This is a genomic window from Aliiroseovarius sp. S1339, assembly GCF_023195695.1.
GTDB lineage: Bacteria > Pseudomonadota > Alphaproteobacteria > Rhodobacterales > Rhodobacteraceae > Aliiroseovarius.
In genome coordinates, this window is sequence record NZ_JALPQG010000001.1 from 319,283 (window position 1) to 342,823 (window position 23,541).

The window sequence follows — 23,541 nt, forward strand, 5'->3', positions numbered from 1 at the left end:
GCATTTACCATAAGTTGTTCCGGCTTTGCTGGGGAGGATGGGATGACCATCGACACCGTGTTAACCGAGCTTTCGTCCATGCTAGGCGATCGGCTCAGCCGCTCCAAGTCCGATCTGTTGCACCATGGCGCATCCGAAAGCCATTTCGCCCCCACCCCACCCGATGCGGTGGTCTGGCCGGAAACCACGGACGAGGTAAGTCGCATCCTGAAACTGTGCCACGGCGCGGAAGTTCCGGTAATTCCATATGGTGCGGGCACGTCGCTTGAGGGACACACGAGCGCGCCTTTGGGTGGGTTGTGTCTGGACATGTCGCGCATGAATGCAGTCGTCACGGCCGACCCCGGTGACATGATCGCGGTCGTCCAGCCCGGCTTGACCCGCGAAGATCTGAACCATGAGCTGCGCACGCTGGGCGTCTTCTTTCCGGTCGACCCGGGGGCGAATGCGTCAATCGGCGGGATGGCAGCGACGCGGGCGTCTGGCACCACCACCGTGCGCTATGGGTCGATGCGTGACAATGTGCTGGGCCTGACTGTTGTGCTGGCAGATGGGCGGATCATCAAAACCGGATCGCGCGCGGCGAAATCGGCGTCGGGCTATGATATGACCGCGTTGTTTCTTGGGTCAGAGGGCACATTGGGTGTCATCACCGAACTGACCCTGCGGCTGCATGGTATCCCCGAGCAGATCAATGCGGGCATTTGCGCTTTTGCCGATATGGCGGCGGCTGTCGGAGCTGTTCAGCAAGTCATCCAGATGGGCATCCCCATGGCACGGATCGAGTTCGTCGACGCCGACACCGCGCGCGCCTTCAATGGCTATGCCGGCACGGATATGCCGGAATGCCCGCATTTGCTGGTCGAATTTCACGGAAGCCCCGCCGCCGTGACTGAGGCCAGCGAGGGGTTTGGCGAGGTCGTGGAAGATTTCGGCGCGACCGCATACAAACATGCAACCCGCACCGAAGACCGCAACGCGCTTTGGAAAATCCGCCACCACGCATTTTATGCCGTCCTATCACTGCGACCCGGCGCGCGGGCGGTGGTGACAGATATCTGCGTGCCGATCTCGAAACTGGCGCAGGCAGTCGAGGAAACGCAGGCGGACATCGCCGCCTCAGGGCTTCTTGGACCGATCCTTGGTCATGTGGGCGACGGGAACTTCCACGCGATCTTATTGATTGAAGACGGCAACGCAGCTGAAAAAGCCACCGCCAAAGCCCTTGCCACTAGGATGAGCGAGCGCGCCCTTACGATGGGCGGCACCATTACGGGCGAGCATGGCATCGGCATGGGCAAGCTGGATTTGATGGACTCTGAGCATGGCGCGGCATGGTCAGTGATGGGTGACATCAAGTCGGCGCTGGACCCGAGCGGGATTCTGAACCCCGGAAAGCTTGTGCCGCAATAGTGATCCGGTCTAGCCGCCCAGCAGTTCTTTCGCCGCCGCCCGGCCAGCCTCGGTGATCGTATCGCCCGAGATCATGCGCGCCACCTCGTCCACCCGCGCCGCATCGTCCAACGCCAACACCGTGGACCGTGTCATGCCGTCCATCACCGATTTCTGCACCTGCCAATGATGATCGCCCAAAGCGGCGACTTGCGGGCTGTGGGTCACAACCAACACCTGCCCGCCATCCGACAAAGCCGAAAGACGACGCCCCACGGCGTCGGCCGTCGCACCGCCGACACCCCGGTCAATTTCGTCAAAGATCATGGTCAGCCCGTCGGCTTCGCGAGTCAGGCAGACCTTCAACGCCAGCAAGAAGCGGCTAAGCTCACCCCCTGAGGCGATCTTGTTTAGTGGGCCGGAGGGTGCGCCGGGGTTGGTGGCGACAGTGAAGGTCACCTGATCGCGCCCCTCGGGTCCGCCATCCGCGACGCTCAGCGCTGTGGTGAACACCGCGCGTTCCATCTTGAGCGGCGCAAGTTCGCCCGACATCGCCTTGTCCAGATCCTTGGCCGCCGCCGTGCGGGCGCGGGTCAGTTTTGTGGCGGTGGTATCATAACGCGCCTGCGCGTCTGCCACGTCCTGTTCCAGACCGGCAATCGCGCCGACGCCCGCGTCCAGCGCTACAAGGCGCGCGCGCAAGTCTTCCGCAAACGCCCCAAGATCATCTGGCGCGACCTTATGCTTGCGGGCCATGGCACGGATTGCGAACAGACGTTCTTCGACAGTCTCAAGCTCATGCGGGTTGAAGGTGAGCGATTCCATCGCCGCCTCAACGCCCTGCACCGCATCGCCCAGTTCGGACAACGCGCGGCCAAGGGCTGAAATCGGCGCGTCGAGCGTTTCGCCTGCCTGATCGGCCACGCCTTCCAGCCACCTGAGCGCATCGCCCATCCGGGCCTCAGCGCCCTCGCCCGCGCCAAGCGCTTGGTGGGCTTTGGTGATGTCTTCACCAATCCGTTCGGCGGCCTGCATCAGCCGGCGACGACTGTCGAGTTCGGCATCCTCGCCGGACATCGGTGCCAGCGTGTCCAACTCGCCAACGGCGTGGCGTAGAAATTCTTCCTCGGCCTGTGCGGCTTCCAGATCAGCACGTGCCCGATCCAATGCCCGTTGCGCGCGCGACAGATCGCGCCAAGCGGTGCGGGTGGCGTCAAGCTGCGCGCCATGCCCGCCGAATTCATCCAGCAATTGGCGGTGCACGCGCGGGTTCAAAAGCCCGCGGTCATCCTGCTGGCCATGCAGTTCCACAAGCGTATCAGACAGGGCGCGCAGCACCTCTCCCGAGGCACGTCTGTCGTTCACCCACGCCGTCTTGCGTCCATCGGCTCGGTTCACGCGGCGCAACACCAATTCGTCCTCAACCGGCATCCCGGCATCGTCGAGCACCGCGCGGGCCGGATGACCGTCCGGTAAATCGAATATCGCCGTCACTTCGCCCTGTTCGGCACCCGCGCGCACAAGGTCCGCCCGCCCGCGCCAACCCAGAACGAAACCCAGGCTGTCCAGCAGAATGGATTTGCCCGCGCCGGTTTCACCAGTCAACACGTTCAGGCCCGGCTGGAACTCAAGCTCCAACCGGTCGATGATCAGAAGGTCACGGATATCAAGACCACGCAGCATAATGCCCTCGGTCGTGCGTTGCTCTGCCCCCGTGAGGGATCAGAGCCATTCGCCCTTGACCAGCTGGCGGTAAATCCCGTTCAGCCAGTTGTTGCCTTTTGCTTCGGGCTTCAGCCCGGCCTTAGTCAGCAGACGATAGCTGCTTTCATACCACTGGGTCGATTGGAAGTTGTGACCCAGAATCGCACCGGCGGTCTGTGCTTCATTAACCAGCCCAAGCGACAGATAGCCTTCCACCAGTCGGTGCAAGGCCTCGGCCACATGGGTTGTTGTCTGGAACTGCTCGACCACCACACGGAAGCGATTGATCGCTGACGAGTAATGCTTGCGCTTCAGATAATAGCGCCCGATTTCCATTTCCTTCGCCGCCAAGTGGTCAAAGGCAAGATCGAATTTCAGGATCGCCGATTTTGCGTATTCGGTGTCAGGATAGCGTTCGATGACCGCGCGCAAGGCTTGCAGAGCCTGATAGGTCAGACCCTGATCGCGGCCAATCTCGTCAATCTGGTCATAATAGCTGAGCGCCAGCAGATATTGCGCATAGGCCGCATCCTCGGAGGCCGGATAGAAGTCGATATAGCGCTGTGCACTGGCGCGCGATTGTTCGTAGTCGCGGTCCTCATGGAAGGCAAAGGCCTGCATGATCAGTCCGCGTTTGGCCCATTCGGAATAGGGATAAAGGCGTTCAACTTCGCCGAACCATTTGGCGGCCTCGGACGGGTCGCCGCGTTCCAGATCATATTCGCCGCGTTTGAAAATCTCTTCCGCAGTCCACTGATCAATCGGCTTTTTTTCGACAGGTTGGGAAAACGCGCCAAACAGACCACGTCCGCCGCCCGAGCCGCCACCGCCGCCCGAACTACCACCAAGACTGCCAAATCCCAGGCTGCCAGAGCCACCACCGCATGACGACAGAACCATGCCCGAAACCAGCGCTACGCCGATAAAGCGTTTCGCCTTGATATTGCCGCTGGCTTTCAAGGTGAAACGTGCACAACGCTCAGATGTCGCGCTGCGTTTCGCAAAAAGCTGAAATACAGGTTCTTTGCGATACGCTTTTGCTTTGCCCAAATTCACGCGGATCATCACCGGTGCCACCCCAAAAAATTTCTTATTCGTCCAGAAGTCCGAACTGTTCCCGCCTGTCCTAGCACAGAAATTTTCGGGGCAAAATGGTTTGCTCGGCTATTTTCGCAGGTTCGGGTCACTTGGGTTGCAATCGCGCACCCAATCCCCCGTGAAAAACAGAAAATGCCACGCACCATAGGCGTGGCATTGGCTTTGTAATCAAAGGGTTCAGATCGCAATCAGGCGGTCATCGGCAGATCAGAGCGACGCACACCAACCCCCGGCAAGCGCCGCGCCGTGGCTGCGTCACATTCCACCACACGCCAGGCGTCCGGTGTGTCAAAAAGCGTGCGCAGAAGCTTGTTGGTCATCGCGTGGCCGGATCTGTGGCCCACATAGCGTGCTTTCAACGGTGCCCCGGCCAAGGCCAGGTCGCCAAGCGCATCCAGCATCTTGTGACGCACAGCTTCGTCCGCGCGGCGCAGGCCACCCGGTGTCAGCACCGCGTCGCCATCGACCACGACCGCATTGTCATAGGTGCCGCCAAGGGCTAGCCCCGCGTCATGCATCGCGTCCACATCGGCGCGCCGACAGAAGGTGCGACAGTCGCTGAGTTCGCGCACGAAATTGCCATTCGACATGTCCATACTCATTCTCTGCGTGCCAATGGCCGGATCCGGGAACGAGATGTAAAAGTCGATTTCGAACCCATCCGAGGGCTCCAAGCGGGCCCACACTGCATGATCGCCATCGTCTTCGCGGTATTCAATCGGCTTCAGAACCTCAATCACGCGCACTGGCGCGTACAACTCACGCACCCCGGTTTTCACCAACCCGTCGACGAAACGCGCGGCACTGCCGTCCATGATCGGCACTTCGGGGCCATCAAGTTCGACCAGCGCATTGTGGATGCCACAGCCCGCCAGCGCGGCCATGATGTGTTCGATGGTTTTGACCTCAACACCCGCATCATTGCGGATCAAGGTGCACAATGGCGTCGGCACGCCCGAAGCCCAATGGGCCGGAACAAGATTGTCGCGGTCCAGAACATCGACGCGTTTGAACCAGATGCCATATTCCGCAGATGCGGGCTGCACACGCATACGCGCCGGGCGACCGGAGTGAAGCCCGGTCCCGGTGAATGTTACAGTGTTTGCAACTGTAGTTTGCACGTATCGTCTCTTCTCTTGCCTTGGTTGGCTCACCCCTCGTCTGACGAGGTCTTGGTGGGCCGATCAATTTCGTCGCGCCAGTAGCCGCAGGCGTCTGGGTTTCTGTGTGGAGTAGCACAGGTCCGAAACGCCTTGGGTCCGCGTGGGGGTTCGACTTGGTATGAACGCCCCCATCAGTCCTCGTGCAAAAAATGGTGTGTTGAACCGTTTCAAGCAGCGGCAGGTCTGACGCGCTCCAAGCCTTTGTAACTTGGTAAGGCAGAGGTAAGTCCTGCCCGGTCGAATAACAATTCAAACCTCTGTAACGCTCTGTAACATCAAAACACGGCCCGGCAAGAGGTCGCCGAGCTGTCGAGCTTTGCGCCATAAATCGCTGACTAAAAACGAAAAAGACCTGCCCCTTGGCAGGTCAATTTCGGATTTTTTGTGAACTGTGTGGCAGCGCGTCATCGTCGATTGTTTCAAGCTGTGGCCACCTTGTAACATCCGGGTCGCGCGAAAGTTTCCCCGCGCGCCCGGCGTCTGTCTGCCTCAGTTCGCCTGACGTCGCAGGAAGGCTGGGATTTCAACCTTGTCTTGCTCGATATCTGCGGCTTGAGTCTGCGGTTGAGCGGGTTGGGCAGGCTGTGCGGACTGGACCGGCGGTTGGCTGCGTGCGTGATCTTCTGCACCAGCAGCACCCGACCCTGTCATCCGGTTGATCAGCGAGTTGATCCCGAAACGCGGTTTATCCTGCGCTGAATCACCGCCATGAGCCGGTGGCTGCTGTGCTGCGGGCGCCCCTTGCGCACGGGGTTGGTTGTGAACCGCCGCTTGCAAACGGGCCAGAGCTTCCGGCGATGGTGTGCCTGGCGCGGGTGCCCTTGGGGCCACGAAGGTCGCTACGTCCTGCTCGTCACTGTATTTGGAGTCAGGTGAATAAGGCGCGGCAGGTCTTTCAGCGGCAGCTTCGGCTTCGCGTGGCTGATAGGCGGGCGGTGGCACATCACCCCCTGCCCGGTCTGCCTGGAAGACGTTTTCGGTGGGTGCTTGCCGCGCAACCTCTTGGCGTTCCGTATTTTCTTGGCGCTCCATATCGCCAAACAGGGACGGCTCGCTTGCAGCAACTTCAGCCACCGGCGCTTCCGGAGCCTTTGGAGCAGGCGAGTTTTCGATCGCGGCGGCAGCGGCAACCGCTTCGGGTGCTTCTGCTTCCATCTTCTGCTCGACATCAAGCGGCGTTTGCAGCGGCGCGGCCAGACTACGACGCGGCACCGGCATTTCGGTGTTCACGTCCACTGCGTCGATGCCGGTCGCGACAACGGATACGCGCATTGCGCCTTCCATGTCGGTGTCCAGCGTCGAGCCTACGATGATGTTGGCGTCCTGATCCACTTCCTCGCGGATGCGGTTGGCCGCTTCGTCCAGTTCGAACAGCGTCAGGTCGTAGCCGCCGGTGATGTTGATCAACACACCTTTTGCGCCACGCAGGCTGATTTCGTCCAGCAGCGGGTTGGCAATGGCTTTTTCGGCGGCCTGAACGGCGCGATCTTCGCCATCGGATTCGCCCGTGCCCATCATGGCCTTGCCCATCTCGTCCATCACAGCGCGGACATCCGCGAAGTCGAGGTTGATAAGGCCAGGGCGAACCATCAAGTCGGTGACGCCCTTAACACCTTGATAAAGAACGTCATCTGCCATCGAGAAGGCTTCGGTGAAGGTCGTTTTCTCATTTGCCAGACGGAACAGGTTCTGGTTGGGAATGATGATCAGTGTGTCGACCATCTTTTGCAGCGCTTCAACGCCTTCTTCCGCCTGACGCATCCGTTTTGCGCCCTCAAACTGGAAGGGTTTGGTCACGACGCCGACCGTCAGCACACCCAATTCACGCGCGGCTTGCGCGATGATCGGGGCGGCCCCTGTTCCGGTGCCACCGCCCATTCCGGCGGTGATAAAGCACATATGCGCGCCAGCAAGGTGATCGACGATCTGTTCGATCGATTCCTCAGCCGCGGCTGCGCCAACTGATGCGCGCGCACCTGCACCCAGACCTTCGGTGACTTTCACACCCATCTGGATGCGGTCTTTCGATCGCGAGTTCTGCAATGCCTGCGCGTCGGTATTTGCTACAACGAATTCTACGCCCTCGAGTTCCTTCTCGATCATGTTGTTGACAGCGTTGCCACCGGCACCGCCCACGCCAAACACCGTGATACGAGGTTTCAACTCTTCCTGACCGGGCAAAGTAAGGTTCAAAGTCATGATTTGTCCGCCTGTTAATGTCCGCGCCGCATCGATGTCCCCCGATGACGGCAAATACTGTCTATTAATTCCGACTGAATCGCCGGTTACTGCCTCGTTTCCCCCATGTTACCCCACTATACAGCCTTTCGTCACGCACTAATGGCGTGGAAAACCGCAAAATATTGATGTCATATGGGATATTTCAGCAGGATTTCGCCGAACGCACCGCATATTGGTGGTTGGGCTGCCTGATCACCAATTGTCTTTGAACCACTTAAAGGCTCGCCGCATGCTGCGGGCAGGATAACTTTCGGCGGGAATATCGAAATCCCACCATTCATCCTGCGGATGTGCTGCAAAAAGACACAGCCCAACCGACGAGGCGAACCCCGCCCCTGTCGCAGCCTGTGGCAAGCCTTGCACCCGAAGCGGGCGCCCGATACGCACCTGTTGACCCAAAATTTTCGGCGCAAGCCCATCCAGACCGGGGATCTGGCTGCCGCCACCTGTCAGCACGATTTGCTGGCTTGGCAGATGCTCAAAACCCGAGGCGTCCAGGCAGCCGCGCACCTCTTCTAGAATTTCCTCGACGCGCGGGCGCATGATGCCGATCAGCTCGGCGCGGCTGACGGTGCGCCGATCATGCTCCCAATCACCAGTGTCTCCGCCAATCTCGATCATTTCGCGATCGTCCATCCCGGTGGCGACAACGCCGCCATAGAATGTCTTGATCCGTTCGGCTGTGGACAGCGGCACCTGCAAGCCTTTTGAAATGTCCGAGGTCACATGATCCCCACCCAGCCGCACGCTGTCGGTATAAATCATGTGCTTTTTCATGAAGATAGACAGACCAGTTGACCCACCACCTAAATCAATGCAGGCCGCACCAAGCTCTTGTTCATCCTCGACCAGTGCCGAAATGCCTGACACATAGGCCGAACTGGCCAGCCCCGCCAACTCAAGATCACAACGTTTGATACAATACAGCAGGTTCTGAATGACCGCACTGTCCACGGTCATCACATGCAGATCGGCGGCCAGACGGTTGCCGATCTGCCCGCGCGGATCGCCCAAGCCTGACCGGTGATCCAGCGCAAAGTTGACGGGCTGGGCATGTAAAACCTCGCGCCCCTCTCCGATTTCGGGCATGTCGCACGCCGCCAAGACGCGCGCGACGTCTTCTTCCGAGACGGCGTTGTTGTTCAACTCGACCGCCCCGGCCAGACCATAGCTGCGCGGGTTCGCGCCCGAGAAACAAGCGATCACATGATCGACCCGGATGTTTGCCATTTTCTGCGCCGCCTGCACGGCGGTGCGAATGGCGCGTTCTGTTTCCTGCATCGCATCGATTTCACCGAACCGAACCCCGCGCGACCGTGTGGTCGCCGCGCCGATCACGCGAAATGCGCTTTGCCCGGCAAGGCTGCCCACCCCGTCGCTTTCGCGGAACTGGTCCGGGCCATCAAAGCGCAGGATCAGGCAGGCGATTTTGGAACTGCCAATATCCAGAATAGCAATGACACCCCGCTGCATGGCGGCTTCGCGCATCGAGCGCATGGCGCGCTGCTGGCTGTAAAGATCGGTCATTGCGGGTCTTCTCCAAACTCAATTGCCCTTATGCGGCGCAGCTCTTCGACGGCGGGTTCGGCCAGTCGAAGCGTCGGACGCAAAGGGTTTCTCATGTCAACTACAGTTAAATCTCGCGCCATTACTTCTTGCGCCTGATCCAGCGCAATCACCTGTTCCAGCGCGGCAACAGGATCGTCAGAGGGCAAAAGGATGCGCTGCTTTGAGGCAAGCACAACATCCCAGCGACGTTCGCCCACGCGCACAAGGCCGCGCAGTTTTGTGCCAAAGGGGCGAGCTGCTTTGATCAAATCAAGCGCCTCACGCACGGCTTTGTCCGCCCCCGCACCAGCGATCAACGGCAGGTCGGGTCGCCCATTGCGGGCCAACATGCTGGCAACCCGGTGACCGGTGCGGTCCAACAAATCAAGTATTCCGTCGTGACGCCATACAATGACCGGCTGGCGTTCGGTGATCGCAACTTCAAGCACGCCGCCGGGGCGGACGCGCAGCGCGGCATTTTCGACCACATCCAGCGTGGTGATTTCCTGGCGCATCACCTCTAGATCAAGATCGAAGCTTGAGATCGGGAAGTCGATTGGGAGCATCTGGCGCACGGCATCGCTGACGACCGGGGTCGCACCTTCGACAGCCATCAGCTTGACCATGAATTCGGGGCGTTCCTGCACAGAGCGCTGAATCTGGGTGACCTTCTCGCCAATCGCGTTTCGGTTGGCGGGGTTCGAGAAATACGAACCCACCAGAAAAAGGACGACAAAGACCGGCAGTCCGACCCGCAAAAACCCGCGAAAGGCTGGCGTCAGCCACAAGCGATGCACCTTATAAGCAAGCCGCGAGGGAGCGGGATCGCGGCGCGCGCCCTGCCCCGCCTCATCGGCCTTGCTTGACCGCGAGGCTGCGACGGATTGGTATTGACCGCTATTTTTCGCGCGCTTTATCTGTCGCATGACGCGTCCTCCACCATCCAGGCGCAAAACTTACTGAAGGAAATGCCCTTGTGCACCGCCTGTTCGGGCGAAAGCGAGGTTGGCGTCATACCGGGCTGAGTGTTGGTTTCGAGAATGATCAGCCCGTCCAGTCCGCGGGTCTCGTCCCAACGGAAATCCGTGCGGCTGACACCGCGGCACCCCAGCACCTTATGGGCGCGCAGGGCGTAGTCCAGACACGCGGCTTCGATGTCGGCGGGAATGTCGGCGGGGAAAACGTGGCGCGATCCGCCCTCGGCGTATTTCGCGTCGTAGTCATACCAGCCGTCGGTCAGAATATCCGTCACGCCAAGAGCTGTGTCGCCCATCACCGAGGTCGTCATTTCGCGCCCCGGCGCATAGGTTTCGACCATCACCGTCTTGGGCATCGTCGGCGCCAGCTTGGGCGGAGAGTTCGCGCCGTCCTGCACAATATAGATGCCGACCGAGCTGCCTTCGTTATAGGGCTTCACCACATAGGGCGGCTCCATCACATGGCGCGACCGCACATCGTCCGCCGAGGCCAGCACACTGTCCACAACCGGCAGGCCAGCCATCCGAAACGCATCCTTCGCGCGCTCCTTATCCATCGCCAGAGACGAGGCCAGAACGCCGGAATGGGTATAGGGGATTTGCAGCCACTCCAGCAGGCCTTGCACGCAGCCATCTTCGCCCCAGCGGCCATGTAGTGCGTTGAACACCACATCAGGGGCTTCGGCGCGCAGCCGCTCGGCCAGATCGGGGCCCGCGTCAATCTCAACCACGTCATAGCCAGCAGTCCTCAGCGCCGCGCTGCATTCGCGACCCGAGCTCAAGGACACCTCCCGTTCGGCCGAAGGGCCGCCCAGAAGAACCACAACTTTCGAGACTGTCTTGCCCGACATGCCTGCTTTTGCCTCGTCCGTGATCGCACAAAGCGACCAACTGCCCAGCCGTTTCCGGCGCCCATCCGCACATTACGCGCGGCATTTTTCTTTATCGGAGGCTGTACCGCCCCTTTGATAACAGGGCTTTATGCCCCTTGTTTTCAAGGGCGTTTTGCCCCTTTCGACCAGCTCTTGTCGGCTGTGTCCGAAGGGCCTGCCCGACCCCGGTATCTGCGCGCGTCTACCAGCTTATTTGTCTGCCGGTTCACCCACGCGCATAATTTCCCATTGTAGCTTTATGCCACTGTGTTCGTAAACCTTTTTTCTGACCTCTTCGCCCAAACCTTCAAGGTCTGCGGCGGTGGCATCGCCAGTATTTGTCAGAAAGTTTGCGTGCATCGGATTCATCTGCGCCCCGCCCAATGTGGCGCCGCGCATCCCTGCATCCTCGATCACCTTCCACGCCTTCAGCTCCTGGCTGTCATCGGCGCGCCCGGTTGAGCTGTAGCCAGCCGGGTTGCGAAAGGTTGACCCTGCGGTGCGATCCTTGGTCGGCTGGGTATCGTCGCGCTTGGCCAGTTGGGCCTCCATGCGGGCGGCCAAGGCGGCAGGATCACCCTTGGGTGCCTCGAAAACAGCGTGCGTGATCACCCAGCCCTCCGGCAGATCTGACTGGCGATATTGAAAGTTCAGATCATCGGCGGTCAACGTCACACGCTCGCCCGTTCGCGTGATCGCCTGTGCTTCACCAAACACGTCGGCCACATAGGCCCCATAGCACCCAGCGTTCATGCGAACCGCACCACCAATGGCACCGGGGATGGTGCGCAGGAAAGTCAGATCAACGCCCGCGTCTGCCGCCTTGCGCGCCACATGGGCATCAAGTGCGGCGACGCCTGCGGTGACCCGCGTGCCGTCAATCTCAATCCCGTTGAAGCCACGCCCCAGCCGGATCACCACGCCGCGAATGCCGCCGTCGCGCACGATCAGGTTCGACCCGACCCCCATGGGAAAAACTGGAGTGTCAGGGTCGAGCGCGGCCAGAAACTGCGCCAGATCATCTTCGTCTGCGGGCATGAAGAACCAGTCGGCGGGGCCGCCCACACGCAGCCATGTCAGGCCGGACAGGTCCTTTTGCGCAACCAGCGTTCCGCGCGTTTCGATCTTGCTTGGATGGGTCACATCAGCCTCGTGTCTTGCGAATCCACCGGATCAGATAAATGACTGGCCAGCGCAGAATTGACATTGCTGCGATCATGACCAGCAGCCCGACCAGCGGTCCGTTTTGGTAAACCACGTAACCCAATAGCGGAATGCCCACGGCAATCAAGACGTAAGCCGCAGGCCAATGATGGTGGCGCGACGGGAACAGCGCGATGACCTGCGCGATAACCGCCCAGAAACACGCAAGGATCAGTGACAGAGTCATACTCGCCCCAGTGCTTTACGGCTGAGATACCAAAGGGGGCGGCGGAACATGGATATGAAAGCGCCCAGCCCGATCACAGACCATATCCATCCATGCGCGGCCCCGATCCAGATGATCAGCACAGGGGCGGCGGCCAGCAAAACAAAGCCCGGCACGAATTGCCGACGCATGGGCAAAAACGCCACTGCGCTGGCGGCGATCACCCATAGGGCGGCGGCGATCAGGGATGGGCTCATCTCGCAGGTCCGGTCATGCCAGGCGCGCGGGCAGGTTGTTGGCCCAGGCCGAGATCGTGCCAGCCCCAAGGCAGACCACCAGATCGCCCGGCTTGGCGTGCTCTTTCACCAAAGCCGTCAGAGCGTCTTCGTCGGGCACCGCAAAGGCGTGGCGGTGGCCGTGGCGCACCAGACCGGCGACCAGATCGTCACGGCTCGCGCCCTTAATCGGGTCTTCGCCAGCGGCATAGACATCGGCGATGCCAACCACGTCGGCTTCGTTAAAACAGGCGCAGAAATCTTCAAACAGGCCATGCAGGCGCGAATAGCGGTGCGGTTGGTGCACGGCGATCACGCGCCCTTCAGTGGCTTGACGGGCCGCTTTCAAGACGGCGGCAATTTCGACCGGGTGGTGGCCGTAATCGTCGATGATGGTGACGCCGTTGACCTCGCCCACTTTGGTAAAGCGCCGGTTCACACCGCCGAAACTTTCAAGCGCCGCGCGGATTTCGTCGCGCTTCATGCCAAGGTGACGGGCCACCGCCACCGCCGACAGGGCGTTCGAGACGTTGTGATCGCCCGGCATCGGCAGGGTGCAGCCTTCGATCCGCGTGCCTTCGTTGTGCAGCTCAATATCGAAATGCGCGACGCCACCTTTATACCTCAGATTCACGGCCCGCACATCCGCCTGCGCGTTGAACCCATAGGTGACGACCCGGCGGTCAGTGAGTTTGCCCACCAGCGACTGCACTTCGGGGTGGTCGGTGCAGCAGATCGCCAGCCCATAGAAAGGAATGTTGGATACGAAATCCAGAAAGCCCTGGCGCAGCGTGTCGAAATCGCCCCAATGCTCCATATGTTCGGGGTCGATATTGGTGACGATGGCGATGGTCGCGGGCAGCCGATTGAAAGTGCCGTCGCTTTCATCGGCCTCAACCACCATCCATTCGCCCTGCCCCATGCGCGCGTTGGACCCATAGGCATGAATGACGCCGCCGTTGATCACGGTCGGGTCAATGCCGCCATGCACCAGCAGTTCTGCGACCATGGTCGTGGTCGTCGTCTTGCCATGCGTGCCCGCAACGGCGATGTTGGATTTCAGGCGCATTAGTTCGGCCAGCATTTCGGCGCGGCGCACCACTGGCAGGCCGCGCGCGCGCGCTGCGTCCAGTTCCGGGTTGCCCGGTTTGATCGCGGACGAGATCACAACCACCTCGGCATTCTCAAGATTTTCGGCCCGTTGCCCCACGAATATCTCGGCCCCAAGATCGGCAAGCCGGTCGGTGATCTTCGAGGTCTTCAGGTCCGACCCCTGCACGCGATAGCCATGGTTCAACAAAACTTCAGCAATACCGGACATGCCAATACCGCCAATGCCCACGAAATGGATCATACCCATTTCAATGGGAAGTTTGGTCGCTGCTGCGTTCATGATGCTACCTTTCACTCATAAGACCAGCCCGGTCACGGGGTTGGCGCGTAACCCGTCAATTCTTCCACCAACCCAGCCAGCGCATCCGTGGCGTCGGGTCGGGACTGATCCAACGCGGCCAAAGACATCCGCATCGCCCCAGCTGGGTTGTCCAACACGGCCCAGATCTGATCAGCCAATGTCTCTACATCCAGTCGATTTTCGGGGATCAGGATGGTCGCACCCGCATCCACCAACCCACGCGCATTTGCGGTCTGGTGGTCATCCGTCGCGTAAGGATAAGGCACGAGGATCGACGGGCGACCGATCACCGAGATATCGGCGACCGACGACGCCCCGGCCCGGCTAATCACCAACTGCGCCTCAGACATGCGGCGCGGAATGTCGTTGAAAAAGGTCTGAACTTCGGCATGGATGCCATGGTCTGCGTAGAAGGCGCTGACACGTTCCATATCCTCATCCCGGGCCTGATGGCTGACCGAAACATGCTTCAGAATGTTTTCGGGCAAGCTGGCGATCGCGGCAGGCACGTTGTCCGACAAGGCGCGCGCGCCCTGCGAGCCGCCGATGACAAGGATCGCCATGGGATAGTCGCCCGGCGGGATATAGCCCGCGCCTTTGCGGGCCAGAACCTCGGCCCGGACCGGATTGCCAGTATAGATGGCGTTTGTGCCTTCGGGCAGCGTGGTCGGCCAAGTGCCGCAGGCCACCGCGTTTACGCGGGTGGCGAAAATCTTGTTCACCCGTCCCAGCACGCCGTTTTGTTCATGGATCATACGGGGCAGCTTCAGGACGCGCGCCGCAGACAGCGCAGGAATGGTCGGATAGCCGCCAAAGCCCACGACGGCGGTCGGGCGGTCGCGAAACATTTTCCAGACCGCGCCGATGACACCTGCCCCAACGCGAAACGGGACCAGCGCCTTGGCAAGGATGCCGCCGCGCGCGAAGGTCGCAGACGAGACCTCTTCAATCTCGACCACATGCGGGAAGCCGCCGGTATAGCGCGCGCCACGCGCATCGGTGGACAGCTTCACGCGCCACCCTTTGCGCAGCATCACCTCGGCCAAGGCCTGCGCGGGAAACATGTGGCCCCCGGTGCCTCCGGCTGCAATTACGAGAAGTGGCCTTTTCTGGGTCATCGACCTTGCCTGTTTGCGAACACGTCTTGGATGCGGCCCTGAGGCCGGGTGCGGGTAAAGGCCAAAAGCATCCCAAGTGCAATCCCCCCCGCGATCAAAGACGACCCACCATAGCTGACAAACGGAAGTGTCATGCCCTTGGCAGGCAACAATCGAACAGCCACACCCATATTGATCAGTGCCTGAATACCAAACATCGCGGCCAGACCAGAGCCCGCCAGGCGAATGAACGTGTCACGTTCACGGATCAGGCGCAGGAAGCTGCGCACCACAATCGTGGCATACAGCGCGATAATGATCAGGACCAGGATCAGGCCGTATTCCTCGGCGGCGACGGCGATGATGAAATCAGTATGCGCGTCAGGCAGTGACCACTTCACTTGCCCCTCGCCCACGCCAACGCCAAAAAATCCACCTTCGCGAATGGCGTTGGTGGCATAGCCAAGCTGGGTGGTGGGCTCCACGTCCGGGTTCAGAAATCCGTCGATGCGCCGCGCGAAGTGCTCGGAATTATTATACGCAAACATGCCGCCCAGAACGACAAGCCCAGCCGCCGCCGCCAGAAGGACAATCGGGGCGCCTGCCAAAAAATACATCACGCCCCAGCCAAACAGGATCAGCGCGGCTTGGCCGAAATCGGGCTGTAGCGCGAGAAAACCGACAATGACCAACACCAGTGCCAGTGACATGCTGCGCCCCGGCGGGCCGTTGATTTCCTGACTGGCCGCCATCAACCACGCGGCGACGACGACGAAACCGGGCTTCAGAAACTCGGACGGCTGGATCGCGGCGAAGCCTAGCGAATACCAACGCGTCGCGCCTTTGCCGAAATCAGTGCCCAGCACAGGCAAGAACATTACCGCGCCCAACGCAACCAAGAAGCCCAGCACGCCAAGGCGGCGTACCATCTGCGGGCTCATCATCGTTGTGGCGAATAATGTGACCAGCGCGACCAGACCAAAGATCAACTGGCGTTCTACATAGTGGAAATGGCCAAGGCCGTTGCGTTCTGCCAAGGGCGGCGACGCGGCGAGGCCCAGAAGAATGCCGATCCCAAACAGGATCAGAATGCACGACACCGACCACTTGTCGATCGTGCGCCACCACCGGGGAAGAATAGGGTCGCCGTCACGCGCGGGAACCGCGCCGTATACCATTTCTGTCATGCGAAAATGCCTGTCACTTGTCTGTACCGCTCGTATTCACCAACGGACGGCCCCGTTTTCGGGTGCTGCAACCGCTGATCCTCATTCGCCCGTCTGATGCGGGTCATTGCGCAAAGGATAGCTAGGTTTTCACCGTTTTTCCAGACAATTCGCGCCGCATGCCCACCCTTACGCAATCAACTGCCGGGTGGGCTGACGGCGCGCGATTTCGACCGGTCGCGGCCAAGCTTCGCTTCTCGCCAGATGATCACCATCCCGGCGCTGACGACGATGCCTGCGCCCACCAACATTTGCAGGGTCGGCAGTTCGCCAAAAAAGACGTATCCGAAGGCCAGCGCGAAGATCATCGACGTGTAGTCGAACGGCGCAATGGTCGACGCATCGGCATGGGTATAGGCGGTCGTCAGCATCAATTGGCCGACGCCTCCGGCAAGCCCCGCGCCCAGCAAAAGCGCAAATTCCCACGCTGTCGGCCAGACCCAGCCGAAGGGCAGCGACAGAAGGGACATACAGATCGCCGTCAGCGAGGCGTAGATCACGACGGTTGAGGGTGGATCAATGCCCACAAGCTTGCGCACAAGGATCTTGGCAACCGCCACGCAGCAGGCGGCAATCAGCGCCAAAACCGCCCCGAACGCCCTGAGCGCGTCAGCCTCGCTGCCGCCGCCAAAGCCTTCAAGCCGTGGCCATAGAATGACCAGCACACCGACCAGCCCCGCCAGCACCGCGCCGATGCGCACCATCCGCACCTGTTCACCCAAGAAGATCGCAGCAAGGATGACCGTGACAATCGGGGCGGCATAGAAGATCGCCGTAACCTCAGTCTGTGGCAGGTAGCCGAGCGCGGCAAAGCTAAGCCCCATCGCCAACACACCAACCATGCCTCGACTGATATGACCCCACGGGTTTTGGGTGCGCAAAGCTGAATGCAGGCGCCCTTCATAGGCAAGCCAACCCAAGATCACCGGAAGCGCGAAGAACGACCGGAAGAACACCGCTTCGCCCACAGGCACATGGCCCGACACGGCTTTCACCATCGTCTGAAGCGAGATGAAGAAAGCCACCGAGCCGAGTTTCAAAGCAATGCCGCGAGAAGGGTTCATCCCCCTCGCTTAGCGCGTTTGCCTGACGGTTGGAAGCGAGAGGCCGTTGAAACGAAAAACGCCCCCGACATGCGGGGGCGTTCCTTGATCGTTGCTTTCGTCTAGTTGATCATCGTCAACAAGGTGTCCAGCGACTGTTTCGCGTCACCATAGAACATGCGCGTGTTCTCTTTGAAGAACAGCGGGTTTTCGATGCCCGAATAGCCGGTGCCCTGGCCACGTTTTGACACGAAGACCTGCTTGGCTTTCCAGCATTCCAGCACCGGCATCCCGGCGATGGGGCTGTTGGGGTCTTCTTGGGCTGCCGGGTTCACGATGTCGTTTGAGCCGATGACGATGGCGACATCCGTATCGGGGAAGTCGTCATTGATCTCGTCCATCTCAAGCACGATGTCGTAGGGCACTTTGGCCTCGGCCAGCAGCACGTTCATGTGACCGGGCAGACGCCCTGCGACCGGGTGGATCGCGAAGCGGACGTTTTTGCCCTTGGCGCGCAGGCGGCGGGTCAGCTCGGCCACGTTTTGCTGGGCTTGCGCCACAGCCATACCGTAACCGGGGATGATCACCACGCTGTCGGCGTCTTCCAAAGCAGCCGCCACACCATCGGCGTCGATGGCGATCTGTTCGCCTTCGATTTCCATGGCGGGACCAGAGGTGCCGCCGAAACCGCCTAGAATAACGCTGATGAACGACCGGTTCATCGCCTTACACATGATGTAGGACAGGATCGCACCGGAGGAGCCAACCAGCGCACCGACTACGATCAACAGGTCATTGCCAAGCGAGAAGCCGATCGCCGCCGCGGCCCAGCCTGAATAGCTGTTCAGCATCGACACAACGACGGGCATATCCGCGCCGCCAATACCCATGATCAGGTGATAGCCGATGAAGAAGGCGGCCAGCGTCATCACAAAGAGCGGGAAGAACCCACCCGTGTTGAAATACCAGATCAGGCAGATCAACGACAGGATCGCGGCACCGGCGTTCAGCATGTGACCACCGGGCAGCTTTTCTGCCGCCGAGCTTACTTTGCCCGCCAGTTTGCCGTAGGCGATGACCGACCCGGTGAAGGTCACGGCACCGATGAACACGCCCAAGAACAGCTCGACCCGCAGGATGTTCTGCTCGACCGGCGTTTTATGCGCAAGAAGGGCTGCGAAGCCTTCAAGCCCGTGGCGGGCCTCTTCGTTCATCGACAACACGTTGCCCAGTTCGATATGGGCGTTATAGCCCACGAACACAGCAGCCAGACCGACCAGCGAGTGCATCGCGGCGACAAGCTGAGGCATCTCGGTCATCTGGACCTTCTGCGCCACATAGGTGCCGATAATACCGCCGCCCGCGATCAGAAGGATCGACAGTAGCCACAGGCCCGAGCCGGGGCCAACCAGCGTGGCGACAACCGCCAGCGCCATGCCGACAATGCCATACCACACCGCGCGTTTCGCGCTTTCCTGTCCTGACAAACCGCCAAGGGAGAGGATGAAAAGAACTGCCGCAACAACATATGCGGCCGTGGTGAAACCAAATTCCATGATCCCTACCCCCTTAAGATTTCTGGAACATGGCGAGCATACGCCGTGTCACGAGGAAGCCACCGAAGATGTTGATCCCGGCCATGAAGATGGACACCGCCGCCAACAAGATCACAAGGAACGACCCCGACCCGATTTGCATCAGCGCGCCCAGAATGATGATCGACGAAATGGCGTTGGTCACAGCCATCAACGGCGTGTGCAGCGAGTGGCTGACATTCCAAATCACCTGGAAGCCCACAAACACGGCCAGCACAAAGACGATGAAGTGCTGCATGAAGCTGGCCGGCGCATAAAGCCCCAGAAGCAGCATCAGCACTCCGCCTACACCCAGCAAAGTGAATTGCTGCTTGGTCTGCGCCTTGAACGCGGCTGCCTCGGCGGCAAGCTTTTCTTCGCGCGTCAGTTCCGGCACCACCGCTTTCGGCTTGGCCGCAATCGCTTGGATTTTCGGAGGCGGCGGCGGGAACGTAATCTCGCCCTGATGGGTGACCGTCGCACCGCGGATCACGTCATCTTCCATGTCGTGATTGATCTTGCCGTCCTTTTCAGGCGTCAGGTCAGTCATCATGTGACGGATGTTGTTGGCATAAAGCGAAGACGCTTGCGAGGCCATGCGCGACGGGAAGTCGGTATACCCGATGATGGTCACGCCATTGTCGGTCACGATCTTTTCGTCCGGGACGGTCAGCTTGCAGTTGCCGCCTTTTTCGGCCGCAAGGTCCACGATGACGCTGCCCGGCTTCATGGCTTTCACCATGTCCTCGGTCCACAACTCGGGTGCTTCGCGGTTCGGGATCAGCGCGGTGGTGATCACGATGTCCACTTCTGGCGCCAATTCACGGAACTTTGCCAACTGGGCTTCGCGGAATTCGGGGCTGGAGACCGAGGCGTAACCACCGGTGGCCGCGCCGTCCTGCTGGTCTTCCTCAAAATCGAGGTAGACGAATTCGGCGCCCATCGATTCAACCTGCTCAGCCACTTCCGGGCGCACGTCGAACGCATAGGTGATCGCGCCAAGCGACGTCGAGGTGCCGATCGCAGCCAGACCCGCCACACCCGCACCGACAACCAGAACCTTGGCAGGGGGAACCTTACCAGCCGCTGTCACCTGCCCGGTGAAGAAGCGGCCGAAATTGTTGCCCGCTTCGATCACCGCACGGTAGCCCGCGATATTGGCCATGGACGACAGCGCGTCCATCTTCTGCGCGCGGCTGATCCGCGGCACCATTTCCATGGCGATGACATTCGCGCCCGAGGCTTTGGCCTTTTCCATCCCGGTCTCGTTGCCGCCGGGATTGAAGAAACTGATCAGCGTCTTGTCAGCCGACAAACGCTTGAGCTCCGTGTCGTTGGGCGGGCGCACTTTGGCGATGATATCGGCCGCTTTCCACAGCGCGGCGGCGGTCTTGACGACCTCGACACCAGCCTCTTTGTAAGCTGCGTCCGAGAACCCCGCAGCGCTACCTGCCTTGGTTTCGATCACACAGTCATAGCCCAGCTTTTGCAGCATTTGGGCGCTTTCCGGGGTCATTGCGACCCGGTTCTCGCCCTCGAAAACTTCCTTGGGTACACCGATTTTCACAGTCTCTTCCTTCTCCCGTCGTGTGCCGAGTCGCGGGGCGTTCCCCGGTCCCGGCGGTTTGCTCTGCATCCTATACGCGGCCCGCGCGCAAGATGCTATCGTTACGGAGCGTATTGCGACAATATTGTTTCAATACGCGACTCGTCGTCTTTGGGCAATGCTGCTTTGCAGCACACCCTTTACACCCAGCGACGCACGCGCGCCGCCCATTGCGAATAGTCGTCCCCAAACCGGGCCAGCAGCCCAGCTTCTTCGCCCCGAATGAAGCGCTTGGTGATCAACCATACGAAAATTGGAACCACCACCAGCGCGGGCAAAACGTCCCACCTGAGCACCAGCCCCGCAAGGATCATCGCATCGCCCAGATAGATCGGGTTGCGTGTCAGGCGATAAATCCCGGTTTTCAAAAATGACGTCGGCACCTCTCGCGGTATGACCGAGGTACGGGCGCGCCGAAACTCCCACATCGCCAACCCCATCAGGCCGAAGCCAAATACGATCAGCGCATTGCCCAGCCCATGCGTCCAGCCCAACCCAAACCCCAGACCGGGGACAGCCCGGTCCAGCGCAAACGCAGCGCCGGCCAGCACCGCAAGCCAAACCGGCGGCATATCAAGCCAGTGCTTAAGGTTGCGCATCGGGGTCTCCGGTCTCGGTTTTGTCGCTTGGCGAAAGTTGTAACGGTTCGGATGCGATGTGCAACGCGATTTGCGCCCAAATGGGCTTGTTCGGCCCCGTGAAATCCATACTCTACGTTTGAAGCGTGTCAGGAGGGCGAGATGACGGATTTCAACGCAACCAAGCGGCTTTTTTCCCTGCCCGATGGCGTGACTTATCTGGACGGCAATTCACTTGGCCCCTTGCCTGTCGCCGCACAGGACCGGGTGGCGGCCTGCCTGCGCGATGAATGGGGCGAGATGCTGATCACCGGGTGGAACAAGGCGGGCTGGATGGACCAGCCGCGCGCCTTGGGCGACCGGATCGGGCGGCTGATCGGGGCCGCGCCGGGCAGCACGGTCGTGGGCGACACCCTGTCGATCAAGGTCTATCAGGCGCTGGCCTCGGCATTGGAGCTGCGTCCCGACCGCCGGGTGATCTTGTCGGACAAAGGCAACTTTCCGACCGACCTTTACATGGCTGAAGGGTTGGTGCGGTCACTGGGTCAGGGACACCGGATTGAGATGCCCAGCCCCGAGGACGTTGCCGAGCGCATCACGGCGATCGGCAACGATCTTGCCGTTCTGATGCTGACAGAGGTCGATTACCGCACTGGGCGGCGCCACGACATGGCCGCGTTGATCCGGGCAGCTCACGCGGTCGGGGCCGTGGTGATCTGGGATCTGGCGCATTCGGCAGGCGCGTTCCCGGTTGATGTGACGGGCACGGATGCAGATTTCGCGATTGGCTGCACCTATAAATACCTCAATGGCGGCCCCGGCGCGCCCGCGTTCATCTATGTCGCGCCCCGCCACGCGGATCGCATTCACCCTGCCCTGTCAGGATGGCTGGGCCACGACGCACCCTTTGCCTTCGACCCGGACTATCGCCCCGGCCCCGGTATCGACCGGATGCGCGTCGGCACGCCGCCGGTTTTGCAGATGGCCTCGTTGGACGCCGCTTTGGACATCTGGGATCAGGTGGACATGGACGCCCTGCGCATCCAATCGGTCGCGCTGTGCGAGCGGTTCATTGAGGGGGTCGAGGCCGCCTGCCCTGACCTGACCCTTGCCAGCCCACGCGAGGCCGCGATGCGCGGCTCTCAGGTCAGCTTTCGGTTCGAACACGGCTATGCTGCGATGCAGGCCTTGATCGCGCGTGGCGTGATCGGCGATTTCCGCGCGCCCGACATCATGCGGTTTGGCTTCACGCCGCTTTACATCGACGAAGCGGATGTCGACAGGGCCGTTGAGATCTTGTCTGACATCATGGCGACCCGCCAATGGGACCGGCCCGAGTATCACACCCGGGCCGCCGTCACATAGGTTTAGTGTGCGGGCTGGATGAACGTGCCGTTGCGCAGATCGGCCATCGCCTGCCGCAACTCGTCCTTCGTGTTCATCACGATGGGTCCATGCCACGCGACGGGTTCGCGGATCGGGGCGCCTGCGACCAGCAGAAAGCGCACGCCTTCGGGACCAGCCTGCACGCGCACATCGTCACCTGCGCCAAAACGGACGACAGTGCGGTTACCGGACAGGTCGCGGATGTTGACCTCCTGCCCCATCACCTCTTTTTCCAGCAACACACCTTGCGGTGCGGCGGCATCGGTGAAGGCACCCGCGCCTTCGAACACATAGGCGAAGGCCTGACGGCGCGTGTCCACGGGGAAGGTCTTGGTCACGCCAGCTGGCACGCTGATATCCAGATACAGCGGGTCCGCCGCGATCCCGTCAACGGGACCGGACTTGCCCCAGAAATCACCGACGATCACGCGGACCTTGGTGCCGTCATCTTCCTCGATCACCGGGATCTCGACCGATGGCACGTCCTGATATTTCGGCGCAGTCATTTTAAGATCGCGCGGCAGGTTGGCCCAAAGTTGGAAACCGTGCATCTGCCCGCGTGCGTTCGCGTGGGGCATTTCCTGATGCATGATCCCCGAGCCTGCGGTCATCCACTGGATATCGCCCGCACCAAGACGGCCCGCATTGCCAAGGCTGTCCTCGTGCTCAACCTCACCGGCCAGAACATAGGTGATGGTTTCAATGCCGCGGTGCGGGTGCCACGGAAATCCCTTCTCAGAGAGACGCGGATCGTCGTTGCGGAAGTCGTCGAACAGCAGGAACGGGTCATAGGCCTCGGGCTCGTGGAAGCCAAAGGCACGGTGCAGGTGAACGCCTGCGCCTTCCAGTGTGGGTTGGGCGTGCGAGGCGGACAGAACGGGACGAATGGACATGTGATCCCCTTTCAGAAGGTGATGTGGCGTTGAGCATCATCTAGGGATGCGCGGCATGCTCTACAATTGCGCGCAGCTTAACAGT

At 60.7% G+C, this 23,541-nt stretch carries 20 protein-coding genes; 2 read left to right on the forward strand and 18 right to left on the reverse strand.

What is annotated here, in order from left to right; all coding sequences use genetic code 11:
- Positions 1-42: 42 nt before the first annotated feature.
- On the forward strand, positions 43-1,413 hold the full coding sequence (locus MUY35_RS01395) for an FAD-linked oxidase C-terminal domain-containing protein (protein ID WP_248363290.1): 1,371 nt from the start codon (positions 43-45) through the stop codon (positions 1,411-1,413).
- Between the two features lie 9 nt (positions 1,414-1,422).
- Here MUY35_RS01395 and recN read toward each other — a convergent pair whose 3' ends face one another.
- From recN to MUY35_RS01480, 17 genes are all read right to left on the reverse strand, one after another.
- On the reverse strand, positions 1,423-3,075 hold the full coding sequence (gene recN / locus MUY35_RS01400) for a DNA repair protein RecN (protein WP_248363292.1): 1,653 nt from the start codon (positions 3,073-3,075) through the stop codon (positions 1,423-1,425).
- A 39-nt stretch (positions 3,076-3,114) separates the two neighbouring features.
- Positions 3,115-3,996 (reverse strand): outer membrane protein assembly factor BamD, encoded by an 882-nt coding sequence (locus tag MUY35_RS01405; protein ID WP_248363829.1) that lies wholly within the window; start codon positions 3,994-3,996, stop codon positions 3,115-3,117.
- Between the two features lie 386 nt (positions 3,997-4,382).
- Entirely contained in the window at positions 4,383-5,315 is a 933-nt protein-coding gene (gene lpxC / locus MUY35_RS01410) for a UDP-3-O-acyl-N-acetylglucosamine deacetylase (RefSeq protein ID WP_248363294.1), read from the reverse strand.
- 531 nt (positions 5,316-5,846) lie between these two features.
- Positions 5,847-7,556 carry a cell division protein FtsZ gene (gene ftsZ, locus MUY35_RS01415; RefSeq protein ID WP_248363296.1) on the reverse strand — a complete coding sequence of 570 codons (1,710 nt, stop codon included), beginning with the start codon at positions 7,554-7,556 and terminating at the stop codon, positions 5,847-5,849.
- A gap of 234 nt (positions 7,557-7,790) precedes the next feature.
- Positions 7,791-9,125: a cell division protein FtsA gene (ftsA, locus tag MUY35_RS01420; RefSeq protein WP_248363298.1), complete on the reverse strand. Its 1,335-nt coding sequence runs from the start codon at positions 9,123-9,125 to the stop codon at positions 7,791-7,793.
- Positions 9,122-10,072 (reverse strand): cell division protein FtsQ/DivIB, encoded by a 951-nt coding sequence (locus tag MUY35_RS01425; protein WP_248363300.1) that lies wholly within the window; start codon positions 10,070-10,072, stop codon positions 9,122-9,124. The genes ftsA and MUY35_RS01425 overlap by 4 nt, the downstream gene beginning before the upstream one ends.
- A complete protein-coding gene (locus MUY35_RS01430) occupies positions 10,060-10,974 on the reverse strand; it encodes a D-alanine--D-alanine ligase (protein ID WP_248363302.1) in 915 nt (304 codons plus the stop codon). Before MUY35_RS01430 ends, MUY35_RS01425 begins: the two co-directional genes overlap by 13 nt.
- 231 nt (positions 10,975-11,205) lie before the next feature.
- Positions 11,206-12,138 (reverse strand): UDP-N-acetylmuramate dehydrogenase, encoded by a 933-nt coding sequence (gene murB, locus MUY35_RS01435; RefSeq protein ID WP_248363304.1) that lies wholly within the window; start codon positions 12,136-12,138, stop codon positions 11,206-11,208.
- A gap of 1 nt (position 12,139) precedes the next feature.
- Positions 12,140-12,385 (reverse strand): DUF2484 family protein, encoded by a 246-nt coding sequence (locus tag MUY35_RS01440; RefSeq protein ID WP_248363306.1) that lies wholly within the window; start codon positions 12,383-12,385, stop codon positions 12,140-12,142.
- On the reverse strand, positions 12,382-12,621 hold the full coding sequence (locus tag MUY35_RS01445) for a DUF2484 family protein (protein WP_248363308.1): 240 nt from the start codon (positions 12,619-12,621) through the stop codon (positions 12,382-12,384). The genes MUY35_RS01440 and MUY35_RS01445 overlap by 4 nt, the downstream gene beginning before the upstream one ends.
- 13 nt (positions 12,622-12,634) lie before the next feature.
- Positions 12,635-14,032 carry a UDP-N-acetylmuramate--L-alanine ligase gene (gene murC / locus MUY35_RS01450; RefSeq protein WP_248363310.1) on the reverse strand — a complete coding sequence of 466 codons (1,398 nt, stop codon included), beginning with the start codon at positions 14,030-14,032 and terminating at the stop codon, positions 12,635-12,637.
- Positions 14,033-14,064: 32 nt separating this feature from the next.
- Entirely contained in the window at positions 14,065-15,171 is a 1,107-nt protein-coding gene (locus tag MUY35_RS01455) for a UDP-N-acetylglucosamine--N-acetylmuramyl-(pentapeptide) pyrophosphoryl-undecaprenol N-acetylglucosamine transferase (RefSeq protein ID WP_248363312.1), read from the reverse strand.
- Positions 15,168-16,337: a putative lipid II flippase FtsW gene (gene ftsW / locus MUY35_RS01460; RefSeq protein WP_248363314.1), complete on the reverse strand. Its 1,170-nt coding sequence runs from the start codon at positions 16,335-16,337 to the stop codon at positions 15,168-15,170. The genes MUY35_RS01455 and ftsW overlap by 4 nt, the downstream gene beginning before the upstream one ends.
- A 176-nt stretch (positions 16,338-16,513) precedes the next feature.
- Entirely contained in the window at positions 16,514-17,440 is a 927-nt protein-coding gene (locus tag MUY35_RS01465) for a DMT family transporter (RefSeq protein WP_248363316.1), read from the reverse strand.
- Between the two features lie 101 nt (positions 17,441-17,541).
- Complete coding sequence (locus MUY35_RS01470; protein WP_248363318.1) at positions 17,542-18,975, reverse strand: NAD(P)(+) transhydrogenase (Re/Si-specific) subunit beta; 1,434 nt, start codon at positions 18,973-18,975, stop codon at positions 17,542-17,544.
- Positions 18,976-18,988: 13 nt separating this feature from the next.
- Entirely contained in the window at positions 18,989-20,560 is a 1,572-nt protein-coding gene (locus MUY35_RS01475; protein ID WP_248363319.1) for a Re/Si-specific NAD(P)(+) transhydrogenase subunit alpha, read from the reverse strand.
- A 179-nt stretch (positions 20,561-20,739) separates the two neighbouring features.
- The gene (locus tag MUY35_RS01480; protein ID WP_248363321.1) at positions 20,740-21,198 is read right to left on the reverse strand and encodes an isoprenylcysteine carboxylmethyltransferase family protein; all 459 of its coding nucleotides are present in this window, start codon (positions 21,196-21,198) and stop codon (positions 20,740-20,742) included.
- A 141-nt stretch (positions 21,199-21,339) separates the two neighbouring features.
- On the opposite strand from MUY35_RS01480, the gene kynU reads away from it, so the two are divergent.
- Complete coding sequence (gene kynU / locus MUY35_RS01485) at positions 21,340-22,542, forward strand: kynureninase (RefSeq protein WP_248363323.1); 1,203 nt, start codon at positions 21,340-21,342, stop codon at positions 22,540-22,542.
- A gap of 2 nt (positions 22,543-22,544) precedes the next feature.
- Here kynU and MUY35_RS01490 read toward each other — a convergent pair whose 3' ends face one another.
- The gene (locus MUY35_RS01490; protein WP_248363325.1) at positions 22,545-23,456 is read right to left on the reverse strand and encodes a pirin family protein; all 912 of its coding nucleotides are present in this window, start codon (positions 23,454-23,456) and stop codon (positions 22,545-22,547) included.
- Between the last annotated feature and the right edge of the window lie 85 nt (positions 23,457-23,541).

What these genes read in the sequence shown, in the direction of transcription:
- MUY35_RS01395 (WP_248363290.1), top strand. Translation starts at nt 43, where the DNA reads ATGACCATCGACACCGTGTTAACCGAGCTTTCGTCCATGCTAGGCGAT.
- recN (WP_248363292.1), bottom strand. Translation starts at nt 3,075, where the DNA reads ATGCTGCGTGGTCTTGATATCCGTGACCTTCTGATCATCGACCGGTTG.
- MUY35_RS01405 (WP_248363829.1), bottom strand. Translation starts at nt 3,996, where the DNA reads ATGGTTCTGTCGTCATGCGGTGGTGGCTCTGGCAGCCTGGGATTTGGC.
- ftsZ (WP_248363296.1), bottom strand. Translation starts at nt 7,556, where the DNA reads ATGACTTTGAACCTTACTTTGCCCGGTCAGGAAGAGTTGAAACCTCGT.
- ftsA (WP_248363298.1), bottom strand. Translation starts at nt 9,125, where the DNA reads ATGACCGATCTTTACAGCCAGCAGCGCGCCATGCGCTCGATGCGCGAA.
- MUY35_RS01425 (WP_248363300.1), bottom strand. Translation starts at nt 10,072, where the DNA reads ATGCGACAGATAAAGCGCGCGAAAAATAGCGGTCAATACCAATCCGTC.
- MUY35_RS01430 (WP_248363302.1), bottom strand. Translation starts at nt 10,974, where the DNA reads ATGTCGGGCAAGACAGTCTCGAAAGTTGTGGTTCTTCTGGGCGGCCCT.
- MUY35_RS01440 (WP_248363306.1), bottom strand. Translation starts at nt 12,385, where the DNA reads ATGACTCTGTCACTGATCCTTGCGTGTTTCTGGGCGGTTATCGCGCAG.
- MUY35_RS01445 (WP_248363308.1), bottom strand. Translation starts at nt 12,621, where the DNA reads ATGAGCCCATCCCTGATCGCCGCCGCCCTATGGGTGATCGCCGCCAGC.
- murC (WP_248363310.1), bottom strand. Translation starts at nt 14,032, where the DNA reads ATGAACGCAGCAGCGACCAAACTTCCCATTGAAATGGGTATGATCCAT.
- MUY35_RS01455 (WP_248363312.1), bottom strand. Translation starts at nt 15,171, where the DNA reads ATGACCCAGAAAAGGCCACTTCTCGTAATTGCAGCCGGAGGCACCGGG.
- ftsW (WP_248363314.1), bottom strand. Translation starts at nt 16,337, where the DNA reads ATGACAGAAATGGTATACGGCGCGGTTCCCGCGCGTGACGGCGACCCT.
- MUY35_RS01465 (WP_248363316.1), bottom strand. Translation starts at nt 17,440, where the DNA reads ATGAACCCTTCTCGCGGCATTGCTTTGAAACTCGGCTCGGTGGCTTTC.
- MUY35_RS01470 (WP_248363318.1), bottom strand. Translation starts at nt 18,975, where the DNA reads ATGGAATTTGGTTTCACCACGGCCGCATATGTTGTTGCGGCAGTTCTT.
- MUY35_RS01480 (WP_248363321.1), bottom strand. Translation starts at nt 21,198, where the DNA reads ATGCGCAACCTTAAGCACTGGCTTGATATGCCGCCGGTTTGGCTTGCG.
- kynU (WP_248363323.1), top strand. Translation starts at nt 21,340, where the DNA reads ATGACGGATTTCAACGCAACCAAGCGGCTTTTTTCCCTGCCCGATGGC.
- MUY35_RS01490 (WP_248363325.1), bottom strand. Translation starts at nt 23,456, where the DNA reads ATGTCCATTCGTCCCGTTCTGTCCGCCTCGCACGCCCAACCCACACTG.